This is a genomic window from Pleurocapsa sp. FMAR1, assembly GCF_963665995.1.
GTDB lineage: Bacteria > Cyanobacteriota > Cyanobacteriia > Cyanobacteriales > Xenococcaceae > Waterburya.
Genome location: NZ_OY762512.1, coordinates 414,603 through 434,098, shown reverse-complemented (window position 1 = coordinate 434,098; position 19,496 = coordinate 414,603). Strand labels below are relative to the sequence as shown.

Below are 19,496 nucleotides of genomic sequence, written 5' to 3'. Positions count from 1 at the left end.
TGCTTTCCGCGCCAAAAGGATATCAGAAGAATGTTCAACCACGGAGGACAGAAATTATGACGCATAGCAATAGTTATAGCGATAATTGGGAATTTGCCGACTGGAAGGGATTTCAGAAAGTTCTATTCCGCCTACAAAGAAGAATATTTAAAGCAGTTAAAGTTGGAGACAAGGCAAGAGCTAAAAGGCTTCAGAAACTTGTTCTTTCTTCTCATTCAGCGAGAATGTTTGTTAGCAATCAGGCAAGTAACCCAGTTGAATACTGGCAAGAAAACGGCAGGGATTGATGGCAAAAAGTCTTTAACGTTCAAGGAACGATTCCAATTAGAGGAGACTTTAAAACAAAATACAAAGACTTGGAAACATCAAGGGTTACGAGAAATTCCTATCCCAAAAAAGGATGGAACAAAACGAATCCTCAAAGTCCCAACAATCGCCGATAGAGACGGAGAGCAAAGCTCTCCAGCCCGCTAGGGCGGTCTGCGCGTATGCGCTGTGCAATGTCTTGTCAAATATGCTCACTTTACCAGCACACGAAGCAGTGTTCCACGCACAAAGCTACGGATTTAGACCAGGAAGAGGCACATATGATGCCCAAAAGAAACTGTTCCTAAATCTCAGAAGCCAAAGCAACGGAATAAATAAAAGAGTTCTAGAAATAGATATCGAAAAAAAAAGGCTTCGACCGCATAAGCCATAATGCAATCTTAGATAAGGCAATTGCCCCTGAATTCATTATAGGCGGATTACGCCGATGCCTCAAGAATTGATCGCAATGCTTTGTGTAACAAGTTTCCGCTTAATTCTCAATGTCAACAACCGCCACTCCAGGTTATTAAACTAAACTTAGACCGTTCTGGAGAAGATGATCAATGGATTCGCATTGAAAGACAAGATAATAAAATTGAACTCTTACATACAACCAAGGTGAAAGATGGTCGGGTTTCAGGTGCTTTAAATGGTGCTTTAGGCTTCCTTCCCTTTCCTTTACCGTTTGTCGAAGCTAATAAATATGATTGAGAAAATCATCGAGTGATGAAAGTAAGTTTTAAAAGCGATCGCTGTAAAGTAGATAATTGCCCGAAGGAACAGATATTTATGCAGGGTTGTTTACGATTAACTATCAAGAAAAAGATTTAAGGCGATCGCTTTCCTTTAAAATTCCTGCTGACACCGAAGCTGAAACCATCGATACGATCGCTGTCGAAATTAATTAATGATCATCCCTATTAACTGTTGACTGAAAAGCTGCAATCGCTTCTTCACACCACTCTACTCATTGGGTTTCATAACTAATACCCCGTCTTAGGGTTAAATACATACATTTTTCAGCCAAAGATAGTTCTGACGACTCAACAAACATATCTTGCTCTTTATTTTTACAAGCTGCTAAATTTTCTAAGTATATTTGATGGCGACGTTTTAATTCTTGAATGATTACTTGGGGAGACACTAAATGTCCTGCTAAAACTTTAACTAGCAGTTCTTCTCTTATCGCCATTGGTTATGAAGGTTCGGCAATCCAGGCGGTTAAAATTTCTTTCCCTATTGTCGTTATTCTATACAGCTTTTTGTCGGGACGACCTTCTTGAGGAACTATTTCTGGGACGATCGCGCCTTGAGTCTCTATTTTACTCAGTTCTCGGTAAACCTGTTGTTGGCTAGCTTTCCAATAGTGATTGGTGCATTCAGAAAATTTTTCTAGAGATCGTAACCACTATAGGCTTCATTCCCTAAAGTCGCCAAAATTGTATGTGTTAATGCCATTTTAGTAATTTACGAGAACCAACTTTTGTTGGCTCGTACAGGGTAATCGATCTTGATAATAAACGAATTATCGATCGCTAGTTTACATATTCAATAAGTTGTATATATATTTATTTTATACTCAATTTATTGTCGGGTAGGTCAGGGGCATTGCTGCCCCTTTCCCCCCTAAGAACCGAACGTGCAAGATTTCCAAGCATTCGGCTCAAGCAATATCACTCATTTTTGATGGTGAGTTTTGTGATCACAGAATAAATGCAATAAAACTAAATTATTAATGTTGTCTTTACCACCTTTACTTCTTGGAATAATATGGTGAAGATGTAGTGCTTCATCATTAAATAATGATTGACCACATACAGAACATTTATATTTTTGTTTATGTGCTATGTACTCTTGTCTTTTGTTTAGCTTTTCTGCCTCGGATTTATTAATCTTTTGACTTCTCTTTTTCCAATATTCTTTTAAAGAAGGATCATCGGGAGATGATTTTTTTGGAACTATTGAATGTCTTTTGATTTTTACCCAGGCAAATTTTGTGATATATTTACCATTGCTCTTTTGCTTCTGGTTAAAGTTCCTCGGCTGTCATATTATTTGACACCTAATGCTTTTTCCATGCCGTGTAAGGCAATATTGGCTAAGAGAGGGCTTATTATTCCGCCTTGGGGAGTTCCAGCAATCTGGGGATGAAAAGTGTTCTTTTCTACATACCCAGCTTTAAGCCATTTTTCTACATGATTTCGATAGGGAAAATTCCCAATGATTTCTAATAGTTTAATGTGGCTTATCTTGTCGAAACATCCTTTTATATCGGCATCTACAATCCACTTTTTTGTCTTGTTAGGACGTGCTATAAGATATATTTTCCTATAGCGTCGTGGGTGCTTCTGCCAGGTCGAAAACCGTAGCTAATTCCTTCAAATTGAGCTTCCCAACATGGTTCTAGAGCATTTTTAACAATTGCTTGTATTGCTCTATCCCTAATTGTTGGTATGCCTAATGGTCTTAATTTGCCATTCTTTTTAGGAATGTTTACTCTTTTAACTGGCTTGGGTCTGCAACGGCGGTCGAATACCAAGTCGTAAGACATGGCTAACCTTTGTTGCGGAGTATTTACCACAATCTTGTCAACTCCAGCCATCTTTTTTCCTTGATTGATTTGTGTTGTCTTCCTGATGGAATGGACAATGTTTGACCAACTTCGGAACATTAACTTTTGGAGATTTCTGACTTTCCTCCAGTTATTTTCTTGAGTTGCTTTGAATATACGTCTTCTAAGATTTCTAATATTTAAATTGACTTTATACCAATTGATATAGTGCCAATTTGATATTCTCGAAGTTACGTTTGCATTATTTTGCATCTAACTTTTCCTTTCGAGTTCAAAATATTGATTGCATGATATTCAGCAGATATCACCTGTCTACGTCAGCATCTTTTCAGATTGGGTATTGCCCTATTCGTCCAGTTATTTATTTCTGTTATCTTTCGATATGACGACATTCGCTTTTTAAACTTTCCTGTCCCTAATAAGAATTAGGTTTTCCTTGCGGTTAACTTACTCATTGAAATGAGACTTATTAGGGGTTTCCCTGTTGCACATCTTTGAGATGCGACACACTTAGATTCCTGCTATACTCCTGTTGTTTCGAGATTGTTGATAGTCTAGTTATTTGTTATATCGGTAACTAATAACAAGCCATCCCTAAGAGAGAGGGATAGCCTTAATCTCTCTACACCTAAACATCGTTTATTTGGTGTAGTCTTATAGTTTAGAAGCCTCATCACAGATTCACGCTTTGTTAATCTTATGTGTCTTACCCTAGCCCTTTCCTATCCAGATGTTTTGGAATTAGTCGGGACAATTAACCCTCTAGCTTTGAAACATTTCCGTTACCAGAAATGCTCCTTCGGGCGGGTACAGCTTTGACTATTAAGCTGGAGTCTTTCTTAGGGACTCACTCTAGGATGCGCCTTTGCAGGTCGCACCAATACTAACCAAATTATAGATCAAATAACTATTCAATTATCTATTGGTGAGCGAGATGAGCTTAAAGCAACCACACCAGATCGAGGTTATAACGACATCGAATGAGAATGCTGAGGATAAATTGGGACTTTCACATCAGATGAAAGCAAAGAAACAAGTTCAAAACTGGCAGCTAGCGATCGCAATAGTCATGTTATTAGGATTAGGTTTCGTGTTGGGGCAAAAATTTCAGCCGAAGCAGCCAACAACTGCTAAATCTGTAGCTAGTCAAACAAATATTCTGCCTGTTAAAACTACAGTACTCGAACCAGTCGGGTCTTACTCTACATCCCAAACTTATACTGGAGAAGTAACGGCATTACGGACAAGCGAGGTAGATTTTGAACGTGGGGATAAATTGATTGAGGTATTAGTGGAAGAAGGCGATCGCATTTCTCTCGGCACTCCTCTAGCCAAGTTAGATACAACAAACTTAGAGGCACAACGCTAAGGATTAATTGCCCACAAAGAACAACAAGATGCAGTTCTGGCAGAACTAAAAAATGGTGCGAGAATAGAAGAAATAGCAGCAGCACAAGCAAACGTAAGGGATCTTCAACAGCAGCTAGAACTAGAAAAGCTTAAAAGTTCCCGTCGAGAATATTTGTACGCAGAAGGTGCGATCGCCCGTGAGGAGTTAGATGAAATCGCTTTTAATCGTAAAGCCTTGAAAGAACGTTTAGCCAACGCCAAAAGCAATTTAGACGAGTTACAAAATGGTTCGAGGGTCGAACAAATAAGAGCACAGCAAGCAGCAGTAAGACAACTATCTGCTGAGATTAAAGACTTAGATATCACTATCGATAAAAGCATTCTCAACTCACCTTTTGACGCGATAGTTTCAGCATTAAAGCCCTCTTTAAATTTATTATCAAACCAAAATGGTTCGAGTGATGAGGTTCAAAATGTTCCCCTATCATCTTTAGGCAAGATAACTCTCGAACCAGAACTTGCTAAAATCACTCGCTACAACGGACAAAGAGTTAATACAATTCAAGGCTTTTTGACCCCAGGAGTTTCCCCCGATAAAGCATTGACCGATTTTAAACAGCAACTAACTGAAGCTAACTGGCAACTTCCCAACGGCTATAGCTATGAGTTTGGCGGAGAGGCAGAAGAAAAAAATGATGCCCTCGGTGGTTTAGTTTCGACGGTGGGAGTCTTAATTGTCCTGATGATAGCGACTTTAGTTTTATCTTTAGGTTCTTTTCGTTTGGCTGCGTTTATCGGCGTGGTGGCGATCGCCTCTTTTGGGTTAGGCTTGTTTTCCATTTGGTTGTTTGGCTATCCTTTTGGTTTCAACCCAATTATCGGTAAGGTAGGCTTAATTGGCGTAGCAATTAATGATTCGATTGTGGTGCTAGCTGCTATTCAACAGCATCCTCTAGCTAAAACTGGGAACAAGCCAGCTATTAGAGAAGTGGTGTTGCATTCTACTCGCCATGTAATTGCCACTACCTTAACTACTGCTATTGGTTTTGTACCTTTATTATTAGGCGGTGGGGAATTTTGGCCACCTCTAGTAGTTGCGATCGCCAATGGAGTTATAGGAGCGACTTTACTAGCACTGTATTTAATTCCCGCAACATATCTAAATTGTTATCGGCGCCAAAAGTAATAAATTTCGCGCCAAGGCGATCGCTTCAAACTGAAATAATTGAGGTTAAATATAAATTTCAATTAAAGTTCACTAATAATTTTTCCATTTTTTCATTGGGCTTTATAAAGATTCGATGTAGATGCTTTAGTAGCTTCAATAATTTACTAAGATTTTAATTAATGTTTGTTATCTTTGTTATCAGCTTAACCAAGCAAGCTTAGAAAAAAAGCAGGCAAGTTATAGCAGGCTTCGTCCGTTTAGAAGTCCCCGTGCTGTTCCGTTTAGGAACAAACTCGCGCGTTCCCTTGCGCCTGTCGGCGACGCGGTAAGACAGTTGCGTTGCGGGGGTTCCCCCCGTTGAGCAAACTGTTGAACCCTTTAGGGGGTCGCTCGTCTTTATGCGGGACGTGGCGGAGTAATCTCTGACTGTTGGTTAGTTTGATTTCTCGTTTAAATTTAAGTCTATATCTATATTACTGTTGTCACCAAATTTATTTATTATGCCTCAATCAACTGAAATTAAGTCCTACCTAAATAAGCAAGCTAAAGCGATCGCAAGTCCTCAAAGTTCATCGGGAATCACTGCCACAGAAATTCGTCCTTGGGGTTCTTTTACTACTTTAGAGGAAGGATCGGGATATAAAATTAAAAGAATAGAAGTTAATCCTGGTCATCGCTTAAGCTCACAAATGCACCATCATAGAAGTGAACATTGGATTGTCGTTTCTGGTACGGCAAAAGTTAGCTGTGGCGACCAAGAAATGATTCTAAGTAGCAATCAATCTACATATGTGCCTCAATGCACTACTCATCGATTAGAAAATCCTGGCGTAATCAAGCTAGTTTTAATCGAAGTTCAGAATGGTCAATATCTAGGCGAAGATGACATTATTCGTTTTAGTGATGATTATGCTCGTCAATAGTAGATCTTTAGTTTTGCCTCACAGATAATTTTAACTAAAATTAAAGATTTTTTTTAACCAAGGCTACGTAAATTAAAGCTGTGAAAGTGTTTTGCTGTAGCATAATCTAAAGATTAAGGAGTTATAAGCAAAGCATTTTCATGGTTAATATTAGTCCATCCGCAGTCAAAGAAATACAGCGAATCCAACTGAATAGAGAAGCAAAGAACAGTTTTTTGCGACTAGCTGTTAGTCCAGGGGGCTGTTCTGGTTGGTATTACCAGCTAAAATTAGAGCATACTCATGCTCCCACTTCATCTCAAGAACAGGTTTTAGAAGTTGGAAAGATCACAGTATTAGTCGATGCCAATTCTTGGAAATATCTTGGAGATCTAAAGTTAGACTATTCTGAGGATCTTATGGGAGGCGGATTTAGGTTTCATAATCCCAAAGCCAAGAATATTTGTGGTTGTGGCATATCCTTTGATATCACTAAAGAAAAATAAAATATCAGCCAAGCCCAATATTGTTTCTATTATGTTCATAATCACGAGCTAACGATAATGTTATATTTAAGATTGACAGAAGAATGCATTTTAAACTAGTATTATAATTTGTCTGCTACTCTGTTAGCTTATTTTGACATTAATAAATTTAAGAGGATTTGAAACCACACAAGCTAATAACTCATGCCCACTATTCAGCAACTAATTCGTAGCGAAAGATCTAAGTCGCAAAAGAAAACTAAATCTCCCGCTCTCAAGGAATGTCCTCAGCGTCGTGGAGTTTGCACTAGAGTATATACGACTACCCCTAAGAAACCCAATTCAGCACTGAGAAAGGTAGCTAGGGTACGTCTGACTTCAGGGTTTGAAGTAACCGCTTACATTCCAGGAATTGGACACAATTTACAGGAACACTCGGTTGTGCTAATTCGTGGAGGTCGGGTTAAAGACTTGCCAGGAGTAAGATATCATATAGTTCGTGGTACTTTAGACACGACTGGTGTAAAAGACAGATCTCAAAGCCGTTCTAAGTATGGAACTAAAAAACCCAAGTCCTAGGGCTTGTGTCAATGTTTTTATCGCCAAATAGAGTAAACTAAGCGCATCCTCATCTGAAGAGTTGCTATTGCAGACAAGGATGCTATTTTTAGTGAGAAGCTGAATCACGAACTTCTTTGTTTCTATGGACAGCAAAGCAGTGGTATTTAGTTCAAACATTATTATTGCTCTTAATCTCAAACTCGGTTTAATAAACTTAAAATAAATTAGCCTAAATGGTATCAGTTTCTTGAGTTTAGACAAGTTTGTCATTTTTTAGTCGTAATCAGTAGCATTTATTGATTACGACTAAAACACAATTTTATAATCCTTAACTTAAGTAATAAGCAAATGTCTCGTCGTTCAACTAAGAAAAAACGCCCCGTTCCCCCAGATCCAGTTTACAATAGTCGCCTTTTGAGTATGACTATTAGAAGAATTATGCGTAGTGGAAAGCAATCTTTAGCGTCTCGTATAATTTATGATGCTATGTCCATTATTGGCGAAAGAACTGGCAACGAACCAATAGAAGTATTTGAACAGGCTATCAAAAACTTGACTCCTTTAGTAGAAGTTAAAGCTCGCCGTGTTGGTGGAGCTACATATCAAGTACCTATGGAGGTAAGGCAGGGTAGAGGTACAACCTTGGCTTTGCGCTGGTTAATTCAGTTTTCTCGTTCTAGAGGCGGTCGTACAATGGCAAGTAAGTTAGCCAGCGAAATTATGGATGCTGCTAATGAAACTGGAGGAGCGATGAAGAAGAGGGATGAAACCCATCGTATGGCAGAGGCAAATAAGGCTTTTGCTCATTATCGCTATTAAATAAACAGAAATTGTGTTGTTTTAGCTTTGATTAGATAAATTAAATAAGGCAGCCTAGCAATTTATTCAGAATAAAAGAAAATACTACGGTGTATAGCTAGATTCGCTTTATTTCATTTTTAATTTAAGTCAAAACAACTCAATACTTTTATATTTCTATGCCTACTGCTTACGGTAATCCCCATAGTAAAGCAGTTTAATTTTAAATAAAATTTAATAAAAGTATAGAATCATAAGCGGCGTTAAAAAAAGTCACAGATTACTTCGCCCATGTAGGGCGAAGTAATCTGTGACAGTTGGTAAACATTTAGCAATTTCATCCTGCAAGATGCAAGGAGGTACTTGTGGCACGTACTATACCGCTGGAACGAGTGCGAAACATAGGCATTGCTGCTCACATAGATGCGGGCAAAACGACAACAACAGAGCGTATTCTTTTCTACACGGGCATCGCCTACAAAATGGGGGAAGTTCATGATGGCGCAGCCACTATGGACTGGATGCAGCAAGAGCAGGAAAGAGGAATTACTATTACCGCTGCTGCCATCACTACAAGCTGGAAAGATCATAAAGTCAATATTATTGATACCCCAGGTCACGTAGACTTCACAATTGAAGTTGAGCGTTCGATGCGCGTGCTTGATGGCGTAATTGCTGTATTTTGTTCTGTAGGCGGTGTACAGCCCCAGTCTGAGACTGTTTGGCGGCAGGCAAATAGGTACAATGTGCCAAGAATTGCTTTTGTCAATAAAATGGATCGTACAGGAGCAAATTTCTTTAAAGTTCATGAGCAAATAAAAGATCGCCTTCAGGCCAATGCAGTACCAATTCAGATTCCTATGGGTAGCGAGGGAGAGTTTGAAGGGATTGTAGATTTAGTTGAGATGAAAGCCATCATCTACAAAGATGATTTAGGAAAAGAAATAGAAAATATTGAAATTCCCGAACAGCTATTGGATAAGGCTAAAGAATATAGAGCGAAGTTAATCGAATCTATCGCCGAAACTGACGAAGCACTCCTTGAAAAATTCTTGATGGAGGAAGAGTTTAGTACAGCAGAAATCAAAGCAGCAATTCGTAAGGGTACGATTGATGGTTCTATTATGCCTATGCTGTGTGGCTCTGCCTTTAAAAACAAGGGAGTTCAAGTTCTTTTAGACGCGGTAGTAGATTACTTACCTGCTCCTACCGAAGTACCTCCTATTACGGGCGAACTACTTAATGGCGAAGAAGCCGTAAGGCATTCTAGTGATGAAGAACCATTTGCAGCTTTGGCTTTTAAAATTGCCAGTGATAAATTTGGTCGTTTGACTTTTGTGAGAGTCTATTCGGGGGTTTTGGAGAAAGGTAGCTATGTTTACAACGCCACCAAGCAAAAAAAAGAGCGCATTTCGCGCTTAGTGGTTTTAAAATCTAACGATCGTATTGAAGTAGATGAACTCAGGGCTGGTGATTTAGGAGCAATTGTTGGCTTAAAGTTAGCTGCTACTGGAGATACTCTGTGTGATGATAAACAGCCGATTATCTTAGAATCTTTATTTGTTCCTGAACCAGTAATCTCTGTAGCAGTAGAACCTCAGACTAAGAGCGATATAGAAAAGCTATCAAAAGCTTTACAGACTCTTGCTGATGAAGATCCTACTTTTCGCGTCAGTACTAATCCTGAAACTAACCAGACTGTAATTGCGGGAATGGGAGAACTTCATCTAGAAATTCTCGTAGATAGAATGTTAAGGGAGTTTAATGTTGAGGCTACGGTAGGTAAACCTCAAGTGGCTTATCGCGAGACGATTCGCCAAAGCAGTCGAGCCGAAGGTAAATACATCAAGCAGAGTGGCGGGAAAGGTCAATATGGTCATGCCGTATTAGAAATTGAACCTGCTGAAGCGAAAAGTGGTTTCGAGTTTGTTTCCAAAATTGTCGGTGGCACTATTCCCAAAGAATATATCCCTGCCATTGAACAAGGGGTGAAACAAACTTGTGAATCTGGTATCTTGTCAGGATATCCTCTGATAGATGTCAAGGTTACTTTAGTTGATGGTTCGTACCACGATGTAGACTCAAATGAAATGGCTTTTAAGGTAGCCGGTTCAATGGCAGTCAGAGAAGCAGTAAAGAAAGCTTCTCCTGTGGTCTTAGAGCCTATGATGAAAGTTGAGGTTGAAGTTCCTGAAGATTTCTTAGGAGATGTGATTGGAGACTTGAACTCTCGCCGAGGCAACATTGAAGGTATGAACTCCGAAGCTGGCATAGCAAAAATAGATGCTCAAGTTCCTTTGGCTAAAATGTTTGGCTATGCTACCGATATCCGCTCAAAAACCCAAGGACGCGGTATATTTTCGATGGAGTTCAGTGAGTACAGCGATGTTCCTCGCAATGAAGCAGAGGCAATCATCGCTAAAAACAAAGGAAACACACTAATTTAAATAAGGAATAAGTACATTAATGGCACGCGCAAAGTTTGAACGTAATAAAGAACACGCTAATATCGGTACAGTAGGTCATGTAGACCACGGTAAAACTACTTTAACAGCAGCTATTACTCTAGCTTTGGCTGCTATAGGTAATGCTAAAGCGAGAAGATACGAAGATATTGATGCTGCTCCTGAAGAAAAAGCGCGTGGCATCACGATCAACACTGCTCACGTAGAATACGAAACAGAAAAACGTCACTACGCTCACGTGGACTGTCCTGGACACGCTGACTATGTAAAAAACATGATTACTGGTGCTGCTCAAATGGATGGCGGTATTCTAGTGGTATCAGCAGCAGATGGTCCTATGCCTCAAACTCGCGAACACATTCTTTTGGCTAAACAAGTAGGTGTTCCTAGCTTGGTAGTGTTTATGAATAAAGAAGACCAAGTAGACGACGAAGAGCTAATTGAATTGGTCGAATTGGAAATTCGTGAGCTGTTGAGCGAATACGATTTTCCTGGTGATGATATTCCCATCGTTGCTGGTTCTGCTCTCAAGGCAGTAGAAGCATTGACTGCTAAACCTGATACTAAACAAGGTGAAGACCCGTGGGTTGATAAAATTTACGATCTAATGGAGCAGGTAGATACTTATATTCCTACTCCTGAGCGTGAAATTGATAAGCCTTTCTTGATGGCGGTAGAAGATGTCTTCTCCATTACAGGTCGTGGTACTGTGGCTACTGGTCGTATTGAGCGTGGTGTGGTAAAAGTAGGCGAAACCATCGAAATTATCGGTATTAGAAATACTCGCAGCACTACTGTCACTGGCGTAGAAATGTTCCAAAAAACTTTGGATCAGGGTATGGCTGGAGACAATGTAGGAGTGCTTCTTCGTGGTGTACAGAAAGAAGATATTGAACGGGGTATGGTTTTGGCTAAACCTGGTTCAATCACTCCTCACACCGAATTTGAAGGAGAAGTTTATGTACTAACCAAAGAAGAAGGTGGTCGTCATACTCCTTTCTTTAAAAACTACCGTCCTCAGTTCTACGTTCGTACAACTGACGTAACTGGTACTATCACTGACTACACTGCTGATGATGGCAGCGCAGTAGAAATGGTAATGCCTGGCGATCGCATTAAAATGAACGTAGAGCTAATTAACGCGATCGCTATTGAGCAAGGAATGCGCTTTGCGATTCGTGAAGGTGGTCGTACTATCGGTGCTGGTGTAGTCTCTAAGATTATCAAGTAGTCCGTAGGACAACCTAAATAGAACGAACAACCTAACCCTTCGGGAGTAGACTTTGTTAGTCAAATAGCTTGACTGGCATCGTCTGCTCCCCTAGCTTTGGTGAGAGAATAATATGTATATTTAGCATTAGTGGTGAATTTCATACACCCACTCTTAAGCTATAATCCTTTTTAACCATCCGTACCTCGACAATTAAGCAACATGGCAACGATTCAACAACAAAAAATCCGCATTCGCCTCAAAGCATTCGATCAACGTCTACTTGATACCTCGTGTGAAAAAATTGTAGACACAGCCAACAGAACTAACGCTTCTGCTGTTGGTCCAATTCCTTTACCAACTAAAAGAAGAATTTACTGTGTATTGCGATCGCCTCACGTAGACAAAGATTCTCGCGAACACTTTGAAACTCGTACCCATCGCCGCATTATTGACATCTACAAGCCTTCTTCTAAGACTATTGATGCCTTAATGAAATTGGATTTGCCTGCTGGGGTTGATATTGAAGTCAAACTTTAATATTTAGATTTTTAGGCTATAAATAAATCATTCTGCCCTTTAGATTTTCTCTGAAGGGTTTTTAAGTATGTACGTTCTGATTAAAAATCCGTTAAAGTAAAGAATAAGTAACAATACCAGCTATAAATATAAACAAGTTTAGATGGCACCTTCTTCAATCGCAGTCAGAGAACTACCCTTATTTCCCCTTCCTGAAGTCGTTTTGTTTCCCAGCCGTCCGTTACCGCTGCATATATTTGAGTATCGTTACAGAATTATGATGAACACAATTCTGGAAAATGATCGTCGTTTCGGAGTGTTGTCTATCGATCCCGCTACAGGAGAGATTGCCGAATATGGTTGCTGTGCCGAAATTTTACATTTCCAGAGACTACCTGATGATCGGATGAAAATGTTAACTTTTGGGCAACAAAGGTTTAAAGTTTTAGAATATGTTCGTGAAAAACCCTATCGCGTCGGTTTAGTAGAGTGGATTGAGGATAAGCCACCTACTCAAGACTTAAGACCGATAGCAACTGAAGTTGAAGAATTACTAAAAAACGTAGTTCATTTATCAGCCAAGCTTACTAGTCAAAAAATAGAGCTTCCTGATGATTTACCTAATTCGCCTACCGAGCTATCTTACTGGGTAGCCAGCAACTTGTATGGTGTAGCATCAGAACAGCAGGCATTGTTAGAAATGCAGGATACTTTGGAGCGTTTACAAAGAGAACAAGAAATTCTTGCTTCTACTCGTAATCATTTAGCAGCCCGCACTGCACTTAAAGATGCTTTAGATGATTGATTTTTAAAAAAACCTAACAAGCGTCTAAAAGTCTGTACAGATAAAACTAGTCTGCATCGAGTAGATTATAGTTTCCAAAGATTTTAAGAACCTCTGTACAGGCAGATAAATCGCTTAAAGCATCTCTAATTTCTATATTATGAGAATTACCTTCTAAATCTATAAAAAAGATATATTCTCCCAAATAGCGTTTAGTAGGGCGGGATTCAATCTTACTCAAGTTAATTTCTCTACGGGCAAAGATTTCTAAGGCTTTGACTAAAGCTCCTGGAGCATTTTGAGGCAGGCTAAAAGCTAGGGAAAGATGGCTACCGTTTTTAATGTCATGAGAACTTACAATCCAAAAACGAGTACAGTTGTCGGGGCGATCTTTAATATCCTGTCTTAATAAGGGAACTTGGTATAATTCTGCTGCTCTAGGAGCAGAAACTGCTGCTGTGGTCAAATCATCTTTGAGTTTTTGTATGCCCTCAGTAGTAGAGTTGGTAGGCACTAGCTGCGCTTGGGGTAAAAATTTTTCGAGCCACTTCTGACATTGAGCCAAAGCTTGAGGATGAGAGTAAACTGTTTTAATTTGCTCTAATGATTGAGCGTAAGATAACAATCCGTGCAGAATAGGGATGGTTAGTTCTTGATGTACCTGGAGATTTTCTGATTGCCATAGAGTATCTAAAACAACCGTAACGCTTCCCTCAACGGAATTTTCAATTGGTACGACTGCATAATCAACTTTACCTTTAACTACAGATTGTAAGGCAAGAGCAATACTAGGATAAGGACAAAGAGTTGCCGTTTGATTCTGATGGGCAGTTAGCCATTTTGCATATGCCAAGGCAGCAGTTTCGGAGTTAGTTCCAGTAGGTCCTAAATAGGCAAGAGATAAATTCATAGCGATCGCATCTTATTAACATAGATACAAAGATCTAACCATAGTATTAATTTTTCGACATATAAATAATTTTTGAAGAAATGTAACCTAAAATTAATAAAAGATAAAGATTTCAGTAGTTTCACTTATGGATGTTAGTTTCAGCGCCTCAGAATTAGTTCAGATTTCAGTAGCTAATCAGGAAACTCCGATACAGCATTATTTGCGTCAACCTAAAAGGCTGGTAAAGGCGATCGCCGATCCGCAGTTAATGAAGCAGATATCTGATGATTTATATGAGTTGAAGATGCGACCGATTAACTTTATGGAAATTTATCATTTCCAGCCAATTGTAGTGCTTAAAGTTTGGTCTGGTTCTGACGGCAGCGTATATTTAAAATCTGAGAATTGTCAAATTAAGGGAATTGACTACATAAATCGGCGTTTTTCTCTCAAGCTCAAGGGTATTTTATCTGCTCAAGAGTCAGCAGGCAACACCATCTTAGAGGGTCAAGCTGATTTAGAAGTAAGAGTTGAGTTACCGACTGGTTTAATGTTTACCCCCAAACCATTTTTAGAAAAAGCAGGGAATAAACTGCTCAAAAGCGTTTTAGTTAGAATTAAACAAAAGCTGACAACTCAATTAATTCAGGATTATCGCACCTGGGCATCTCAAGAAACCATCTCAAGTGCGACACCTGCATCTGAGTTATCTCCAGATCACGGATTTTGAATTGATCTGAGTTAATATTTAGTTTTACAGTCATCCTCCGCAATCAGAACATTGACATAATTTAAATGAGCGACGGTGTTCGGCACAAATGCCGTATTGCTGGATAGCTAAACGATGAGCAGCAGTAGGATAGCCTTTATTAGCAGCTAGATTATACTCTGGATACTTTTCTGCCAAGCCGATCACTAATCGATCGCGCCACACCTTAGCCAAAATGCTAGCTGCTGCAATTACAGGCGATCGCAAGTCTCCTTTAATTACTGTCTTTTGGGGAATTGACAAATTAGGCACCCGAAACTTGCCATCCACCAAACATATATCTGGCATGACTGGCAATCCAGATATACTTCTGTTCATAGCCAGCAAAGAAGCCTGCAATATATTAAGATTGTCTATTTCGCTAACGCTGGCATAACTAATATGCCAACCAGCGACAATTTGCTTAATTGGCCAAACTAGTTCCTGACGTTTTTTAGCAGAAAGCTTTTTACTATCTTGAACTCCAGCAGCAACTAGTTTGGGAATAGCTGAGAGGGGTAAAACTACAGATGCTGCCACTACTGAACCAAACAAAGCTCCTCTGCCAACTTCATCAACCCCCCCAACTAAAGTATCTGAGGAGATAAATTCTGCCAACAAAGAATCGTCGAAATTGTCCGTCAACTGCTCATTGCTCACTGTTCATTGATAATCAATTAAACCTCAACTTCTTTAACGGCTGAAGAACGACGACGGCGACGACGACGACCAGTAGTCGAAGCTTCTTCATCGGCTACAGATTCTAGTTCTGGTTCAACTTCAGCTTCTGGTTCAGCTTCAGGCTCTAATTCAACTTCAGGCTCTAATTCAACTTCAGCTTCTGGTTCAGTTTCAGGCTCTAATTCAACTTCAGCTTCTGGTTCAGGGACAAATTCAGTTTTGTCCTGGCTTTGGGTCTTCTGAACTCTAGTTTTGGGCTTTCTTTCAACTTCTGACTGTTCAGGAACAAGCGTTTTTGTTTCTTCTTCAGCTAACTCTTCTCCAGGTTTTTTGACGTAAACTAAAACAGATTTAGGATCTTGAGCTTCTTGGTCAGCATAAACTAGGGGAGATATACCCATCAAGGCATAGATCTCCTGTTCCATGTCATCCATTTCTATAGTCACTTTTTCTAAATTAGCTTCATCTCTACGAGGGGAACGGGATTGAGAACGAGATTTACGCTCTTCAGTATTATTCTCACTATCTAAATCAATAACTCTGTTGTTTTGCTCTAAATTTTCTTGTTCAATTAACTCTTCTTTGATCAGCAGATCGTTACGACGACTACGACGACGACGACGATTACCGTTGCTACTTCCTGCCTGTTCTTGATAGTTAGGATGACTAATTAAGTCTGGTTGACGACTGTTGCGATCGTATCCTAGATCTGGGGTCGAGTTGTTAACCAACTCTGGTTTTTCTGGTCGTTCTACGGGAGAAGGAATTACAGGACGAATACTATTAACTGGTTCACGAATCGCAGCAGGAGGAATTATCGGCGAAGTCTCTAAAGGTTCTGCCTCTGATTTTCCTGGAAGATGGGCTATCTGCCCTAAACCACCGCAAGTATGACAAGTTTGACCAAACAATTCGTATATATTTTTGCCTTGGCGTTTACGAGTAAGCTCTACTAAACCTAGTTCAGAAAGTTGAGCAATTTGCGGGCGTGCTTTATCTCCTTTGAGGCTTTTATTAAACTGTTCTAACAGCTTGATCTTATCTCGATGGGAATCCATATCAATAAAGTCAACTACAATCACCCCGCCAATATTCCGTAAACGCAACTGACGAGCAATTTCGGTAGCAGCTTCAGTATTTGTCCATAGCACTGTTTCTCTGGCAGTTGCCGAGCGAGTAAACGACCCTGAATTCACATCAATCACCGTCAAGGCTTCTGTTGGTTCAATAATGACATAACCTCCAGAAGGCAGTTCGACTCTCGGTCTAAGAGCTTCTTTGATTGCAGCATTAACGCGATAATAGTCTAAAATCGGCTGCTGTTCGCGGTGATAATCAATAAAGACACCCTGGGGTGAGCGTCCACTACTCCAATTCATTAACTGTTGCTTGACTCTTTTTACTCCAGCAGAAGAGTCAACCACAATAGTATTAACTTCAGCCGAGTATGTATCCCGTAAAACACGCTGAATAAAGTCATCATCCCGATTAAGTAAAACTGGAGGCTTGGCGTAGTTTGCCTGATACTGAATCGATTCCCACTGCTTTTGCAAAAATTCTAAATCTTCCATGATGGCCTCTTCGGCTTTACCATCTGCCTCAGTTCTGATTAAGATGCCCATTCCTGGTGGTTTAATCAAAATTGCCAAGGCGCGAAGACGACTACGCTCATTTTCATCGGCGATACGACGAGATAGTTTAACTCCCTTACCATAGGGCATCAAGACCAAGTAACGTCCTGGTAAGGTGATATTTCCAGTTAGCCTTGGTCCTTTATTGCCTGTAGGTTCTTTCATAACCTGAACTAAAGCTTTTTGCTGAGGAGCTAGCAGTTCAGTAATGGCTGCTGCGCTTCTTTTAAGGCGTAATGGTCCTAAATCTGTGACGTGAATAAAACCGTTACGTTCGCTATTACCAATGTTAACAAACGCAGCATCGATACCAGGAATAATATTTTCTACCGTACCTAGGTAAATATCACTTACTTGCTGATAACCTGTGGCAACAATTAACTCTTGTATTTGTTCTTCCCAGAAAACAGCAGCTATGTGATGTTGTTCTGCAATAATTATCTGTTTTGACATTAATTTTCCTCAAAAATTTTAATGGCTGATTATCAATTAGCCTGTCGTAAAATTATGTAATTCACTGAGTAAAAAATGATTGATATTATCTTATTAATGTTCAGTGTTTTCCAATTTAAGAAAGTAGGCAATAAAAATAAATCAGTGAATTTCACATATGTATCTATAGCGTTTAGATATTAAAAAATAATATCTGTTTGAGCAGTCTTAATTATTTAGCTGGTGCTTGGGGGTTAATTTTTTGTCTCTCGTAGAATTAACTTTCTACTTTATTTACTTCTATTTTTAGAAGAAGACTATAGGGAGATCCGCTGGTCGAAAGTAGTAATAAATAGTTATGACTAAAACTTTATTAAGATTAGTAAAGCAATAGTCAATTGATGTAATTTATTGGCAACTAGGGAAGTTCTATTAACCTTAAATTAGCGTTAGGCTCTGCCATCGCTAAAAGATACTGCTAGTTGCATAAGCGCAAGCTTGAGATTTTCCCTAACTGTTGAGCGCCAATGATTTCACCTTACATTCTTTAGACTAGAATTACTAAGCGACTACGAAGTTGCTGAGACGTTACTCTACCAAATTTTAACCTGAATATAACCTTGAAGGGTAATCTTTGGCAAGGAAATTAGCTGTTCTACTCGGTAACATTGCCGAATAGGGAGCTTAGGCTAATTAGTTAATTTTAGTAGTTATTTCTTGCTTTATTATATCTGCGATCTGTTGCGCTGCACCACTCTTTCCTCTGACCGCTACTAAATTGACCTGCATATTCTCAAGTTTATTAGGATGGGCGAGATAATCTAACACTAACTCAGCAACAGTTTCAGGTTTTAGCCTGCCGATTAGTTCAGGAACTATTTCTCGCCCAGCCCAAATATTGGGCCAAGCAAACAAACGTCCTTGCTTAAGTACTAGCCAATTAATTAGTTTGGCGAAAAATGTTCCTACTCCTGGTAGATTAGCCATAATTCCTGGTATTCCATCCCAAGAGCGCATAGCATCTAGCTGCTGAGTTGGTAATAAAACAATCATCGGGATTCCCAGAGAAGCCAATTCGGCTGTATTTGCGCCCACAGTTGTCAGGCAAAGCTGACAAGAGACTAATGTTTCATAGGCAGGAAACTGGGTAATTAGTTCAATCTTTGTTCCTCCTGAAGTAACTAAATAGGTAATATCTTCATCTGCCGATGTAATTAATTTGCCTTCTACGTTGCCCAAAGATGAGATCAAAGGGTTATGTTGTAAATTAGCATAGTTGCCCAAATCACTTAAATCTAGAGTGGGTGCAACAGGGATGATAAATTCAGCTTGGGGCTTTTGTTGCTGAATCTTTTGAGCGATCGCCAAACATAAAGGAACTCCTTGAGCGAGTTTGGCGGGTTTTGAACCTACAAGCAAACCAATTTTGGCAATGCCTGGGTCTAATTTACCAGACTGATTTTTTACTTCCAAGGCGGTATCCGCCATCAAGTCGCCTACCAAAGTAAACTTGTGTTGATAAGACTTGGGTACTGCCTCGATTACCTTTTGGTTCATGGCTGCAAAATAATTAACGAAGCGATACCAACGAGCATCCCATTCGGCATAAATTAAGCTGGAGTACCTTAATCGTTTGCTAATAGCAACGGTATAAAACTGATCGCCGCCTAAGAAAACTACCATTCCTTGCTTGTGCCATTGCCAATTATCTGGAGTTTTACCCCAAAGCAAAAAAGCAAAAAACTCTGAAGCTGGCAGTACTCGATCTACTTGCCGATAGCTTAAGGCGATCGCTGCCTCTTTGCCCGTACTGTGGGGACAAGGAGACAACAAAACCGAAATTCTTAACTGATTCTGTTCACTTCCAAAAGCCTGACGCAGACATTTAACCACAGGACGTACCCAAGTTACGACTTCTCCTGGGCCATTAGACAAAATGACAATATCAGTTGATTGCATATAAAATTTCCATCCTTCATCCTTCATCCC

At 39.6% G+C, this 19,496-nt stretch carries 19 protein-coding genes and 3 pseudogenes; 14 read left to right on the top strand and 8 right to left on the bottom strand.

The features are described from left to right. Positions 1-53: 53 nt before the first annotated feature. The 3 genes and pseudogenes from SLP02_RS26420 to SLP02_RS02250 all read left to right on the top strand — a co-directional run. Positions 54-764: pseudogene (locus SLP02_RS26420) on the top strand (reverse transcriptase N-terminal domain-containing protein); the annotation flags it as partial. Positions 765-780: 16 nt separating this feature from the next. Next, entirely contained in the window at positions 781-1,020 is a 240-nt protein-coding gene (locus tag SLP02_RS02255; RefSeq protein ID WP_319419028.1) for a hypothetical protein, read from the top strand. 56 nt (positions 1,021-1,076) lie between these two features. After that, complete coding sequence (locus SLP02_RS02250) at positions 1,077-1,217, top strand: hypothetical protein (protein WP_319419027.1); 141 nt, start codon at positions 1,077-1,079, stop codon at positions 1,215-1,217. 59 nt (positions 1,218-1,276) lie between these two features. Here SLP02_RS02250 and SLP02_RS02245 read toward each other — a convergent pair whose 3' ends face one another. The 4 genes and pseudogenes from SLP02_RS02245 to SLP02_RS02235 form a co-directional block, all read right to left on the bottom strand. Then, positions 1,277-1,501: a hypothetical protein gene (locus tag SLP02_RS02245; RefSeq protein WP_319419026.1), complete on the bottom strand. Its 225-nt coding sequence runs from the start codon at positions 1,499-1,501 to the stop codon at positions 1,277-1,279. Positions 1,502-1,504: 3 nt separating this feature from the next. Continuing rightward, positions 1,505-1,642, bottom strand: a pseudogene (locus SLP02_RS02240) (PadR family transcriptional regulator); the annotation flags it as partial. A 344-nt stretch (positions 1,643-1,986) separates the two neighbouring features. Further along, on the bottom strand, positions 1,987-2,157 hold the full coding sequence (locus tag SLP02_RS26415; RefSeq protein WP_413467310.1) for an HNH endonuclease: 171 nt from the start codon (positions 2,155-2,157) through the stop codon (positions 1,987-1,989). A 203-nt stretch (positions 2,158-2,360) separates the two neighbouring features. Then, positions 2,361-3,133, bottom strand: a pseudogene (locus tag SLP02_RS02235) (reverse transcriptase domain-containing protein). A gap of 766 nt (positions 3,134-3,899) precedes the next feature. Between SLP02_RS02235 and SLP02_RS02230 the strand changes: the two are divergent. The 10 genes from SLP02_RS02230 (at position 3,900) to SLP02_RS02185 (ending at position 13,144) form a co-directional block, all read left to right on the top strand. Beyond that, the gene (locus SLP02_RS02230) at positions 3,900-4,250 is read left to right on the top strand and encodes a hypothetical protein (RefSeq protein WP_319419024.1); all 351 of its coding nucleotides are present in this window, start codon (positions 3,900-3,902) and stop codon (positions 4,248-4,250) included. Positions 4,251-4,256: 6 nt separating this feature from the next. After that, positions 4,257-5,417, top strand: a complete 1,161-nt coding sequence (locus SLP02_RS02225; RefSeq protein ID WP_319423642.1) for an efflux RND transporter permease subunit — start codon at positions 4,257-4,259, stop codon at positions 5,415-5,417. Positions 5,418-5,899: 482 nt separating this feature from the next. Continuing rightward, positions 5,900-6,322 (top strand): cupin domain-containing protein, encoded by a 423-nt coding sequence (locus SLP02_RS02220; RefSeq protein WP_319419023.1) that lies wholly within the window; start codon positions 5,900-5,902, stop codon positions 6,320-6,322. A gap of 140 nt (positions 6,323-6,462) precedes the next feature. Continuing rightward, a complete protein-coding gene (locus SLP02_RS02215) occupies positions 6,463-6,807 on the top strand; it encodes a HesB/IscA family protein (protein ID WP_319419022.1) in 345 nt (114 codons plus the stop codon). Positions 6,808-6,990: 183 nt separating this feature from the next. Then, positions 6,991-7,365, top strand: a complete 375-nt coding sequence (gene rpsL / locus SLP02_RS02210; RefSeq protein ID WP_319419021.1) for a 30S ribosomal protein S12 — start codon at positions 6,991-6,993, stop codon at positions 7,363-7,365. A gap of 330 nt (positions 7,366-7,695) precedes the next feature. Beyond that, positions 7,696-8,166: a 30S ribosomal protein S7 gene (gene rpsG, locus SLP02_RS02205; RefSeq protein ID WP_319419020.1), complete on the top strand. Its 471-nt coding sequence runs from the start codon at positions 7,696-7,698 to the stop codon at positions 8,164-8,166. Between the two features lie 344 nt (positions 8,167-8,510). Next, positions 8,511-10,592 (top strand): elongation factor G, encoded by a 2,082-nt coding sequence (fusA, locus tag SLP02_RS02200; protein WP_319419019.1) that lies wholly within the window; start codon positions 8,511-8,513, stop codon positions 10,590-10,592. Positions 10,593-10,611: 19 nt separating this feature from the next. Next, positions 10,612-11,841: an elongation factor Tu gene (tuf, locus tag SLP02_RS02195; RefSeq protein WP_319419018.1), complete on the top strand. Its 1,230-nt coding sequence runs from the start codon at positions 10,612-10,614 to the stop codon at positions 11,839-11,841. Between the two features lie 201 nt (positions 11,842-12,042). Further along, a complete protein-coding gene (rpsJ, locus tag SLP02_RS02190; RefSeq protein ID WP_096723150.1) occupies positions 12,043-12,360 on the top strand; it encodes a 30S ribosomal protein S10 in 318 nt (105 codons plus the stop codon). Between the two features lie 142 nt (positions 12,361-12,502). Continuing rightward, positions 12,503-13,144, top strand: a complete 642-nt coding sequence (locus tag SLP02_RS02185; RefSeq protein ID WP_319419017.1) for an LON peptidase substrate-binding domain-containing protein — start codon at positions 12,503-12,505, stop codon at positions 13,142-13,144. A 46-nt stretch (positions 13,145-13,190) separates the two neighbouring features. Here the strand turns inward: SLP02_RS02185 and pheA are convergent, their stop codons facing one another. Next, complete coding sequence (pheA, locus tag SLP02_RS02180; RefSeq protein ID WP_319419016.1) at positions 13,191-14,033, bottom strand: prephenate dehydratase; 843 nt, start codon at positions 14,031-14,033, stop codon at positions 13,191-13,193. A 127-nt stretch (positions 14,034-14,160) separates the two neighbouring features. On the opposite strand from pheA, the gene SLP02_RS02175 reads away from it, so the two are divergent. Then, positions 14,161-14,745 carry a DUF1997 domain-containing protein gene (locus SLP02_RS02175; RefSeq protein WP_319419015.1) on the top strand — a complete coding sequence of 195 codons (585 nt, stop codon included), beginning with the start codon at positions 14,161-14,163 and terminating at the stop codon, positions 14,743-14,745. Positions 14,746-14,775: 30 nt separating this feature from the next. On the opposite strand, the gene SLP02_RS02170 is transcribed toward SLP02_RS02175, so the two are convergent. From SLP02_RS02170 to SLP02_RS02160, 3 genes are all read right to left on the bottom strand, one after another. Beyond that, a complete protein-coding gene (locus SLP02_RS02170) occupies positions 14,776-15,423 on the bottom strand; it encodes a ribonuclease HII (protein ID WP_319419014.1) in 648 nt (215 codons plus the stop codon). A 17-nt stretch (positions 15,424-15,440) separates the two neighbouring features. After that, positions 15,441-17,528, bottom strand: coding sequence for an Rne/Rng family ribonuclease (locus SLP02_RS02165; RefSeq protein WP_319419013.1), 2,088 nt, complete (start codon positions 17,526-17,528; stop codon positions 15,441-15,443). A gap of 672 nt (positions 17,529-18,200) precedes the next feature. Continuing rightward, entirely contained in the window at positions 18,201-19,466 is a 1,266-nt protein-coding gene (locus SLP02_RS02160; RefSeq protein ID WP_319419012.1) for a glycosyltransferase family protein, read from the bottom strand. Positions 19,467-19,496 lie beyond the last annotated feature (30 nt).

Bases quoted from the DNA above. Each gene is read 5' to 3' on its own strand.
- SLP02_RS02245 (WP_319419026.1), bottom strand. From the start codon at position 1,501: ATGGCGATAAGAGAAGAACTGCTAGTTAAAGTTTTAGCAGGACATTTA.
- SLP02_RS02230 (WP_319419024.1), top strand. From the start codon at position 3,900: ATGAAAGCAAAGAAACAAGTTCAAAACTGGCAGCTAGCGATCGCAATA.
- SLP02_RS02220 (WP_319419023.1), top strand. From the start codon at position 5,900: ATGCCTCAATCAACTGAAATTAAGTCCTACCTAAATAAGCAAGCTAAA.
- SLP02_RS02215 (WP_319419022.1), top strand. From the start codon at position 6,463: ATGGTTAATATTAGTCCATCCGCAGTCAAAGAAATACAGCGAATCCAA.
- rpsL (WP_319419021.1), top strand. From the start codon at position 6,991: ATGCCCACTATTCAGCAACTAATTCGTAGCGAAAGATCTAAGTCGCAA.
- rpsG (WP_319419020.1), top strand. From the start codon at position 7,696: ATGTCTCGTCGTTCAACTAAGAAAAAACGCCCCGTTCCCCCAGATCCA.
- tuf (WP_319419018.1), top strand. From the start codon at position 10,612: ATGGCACGCGCAAAGTTTGAACGTAATAAAGAACACGCTAATATCGGT.
- rpsJ (WP_096723150.1), top strand. From the start codon at position 12,043: ATGGCAACGATTCAACAACAAAAAATCCGCATTCGCCTCAAAGCATTC.
- SLP02_RS02185 (WP_319419017.1), top strand. From the start codon at position 12,503: ATGGCACCTTCTTCAATCGCAGTCAGAGAACTACCCTTATTTCCCCTT.
- pheA (WP_319419016.1), bottom strand. From the start codon at position 14,033: ATGAATTTATCTCTTGCCTATTTAGGACCTACTGGAACTAACTCCGAA.
- SLP02_RS02175 (WP_319419015.1), top strand. From the start codon at position 14,161: ATGGATGTTAGTTTCAGCGCCTCAGAATTAGTTCAGATTTCAGTAGCT.
- SLP02_RS02165 (WP_319419013.1), bottom strand. From the start codon at position 17,528: ATGTCAAAACAGATAATTATTGCAGAACAACATCACATAGCTGCTGTT.
- SLP02_RS02160 (WP_319419012.1), bottom strand. From the start codon at position 19,466: ATGCAATCAACTGATATTGTCATTTTGTCTAATGGCCCAGGAGAAGTC.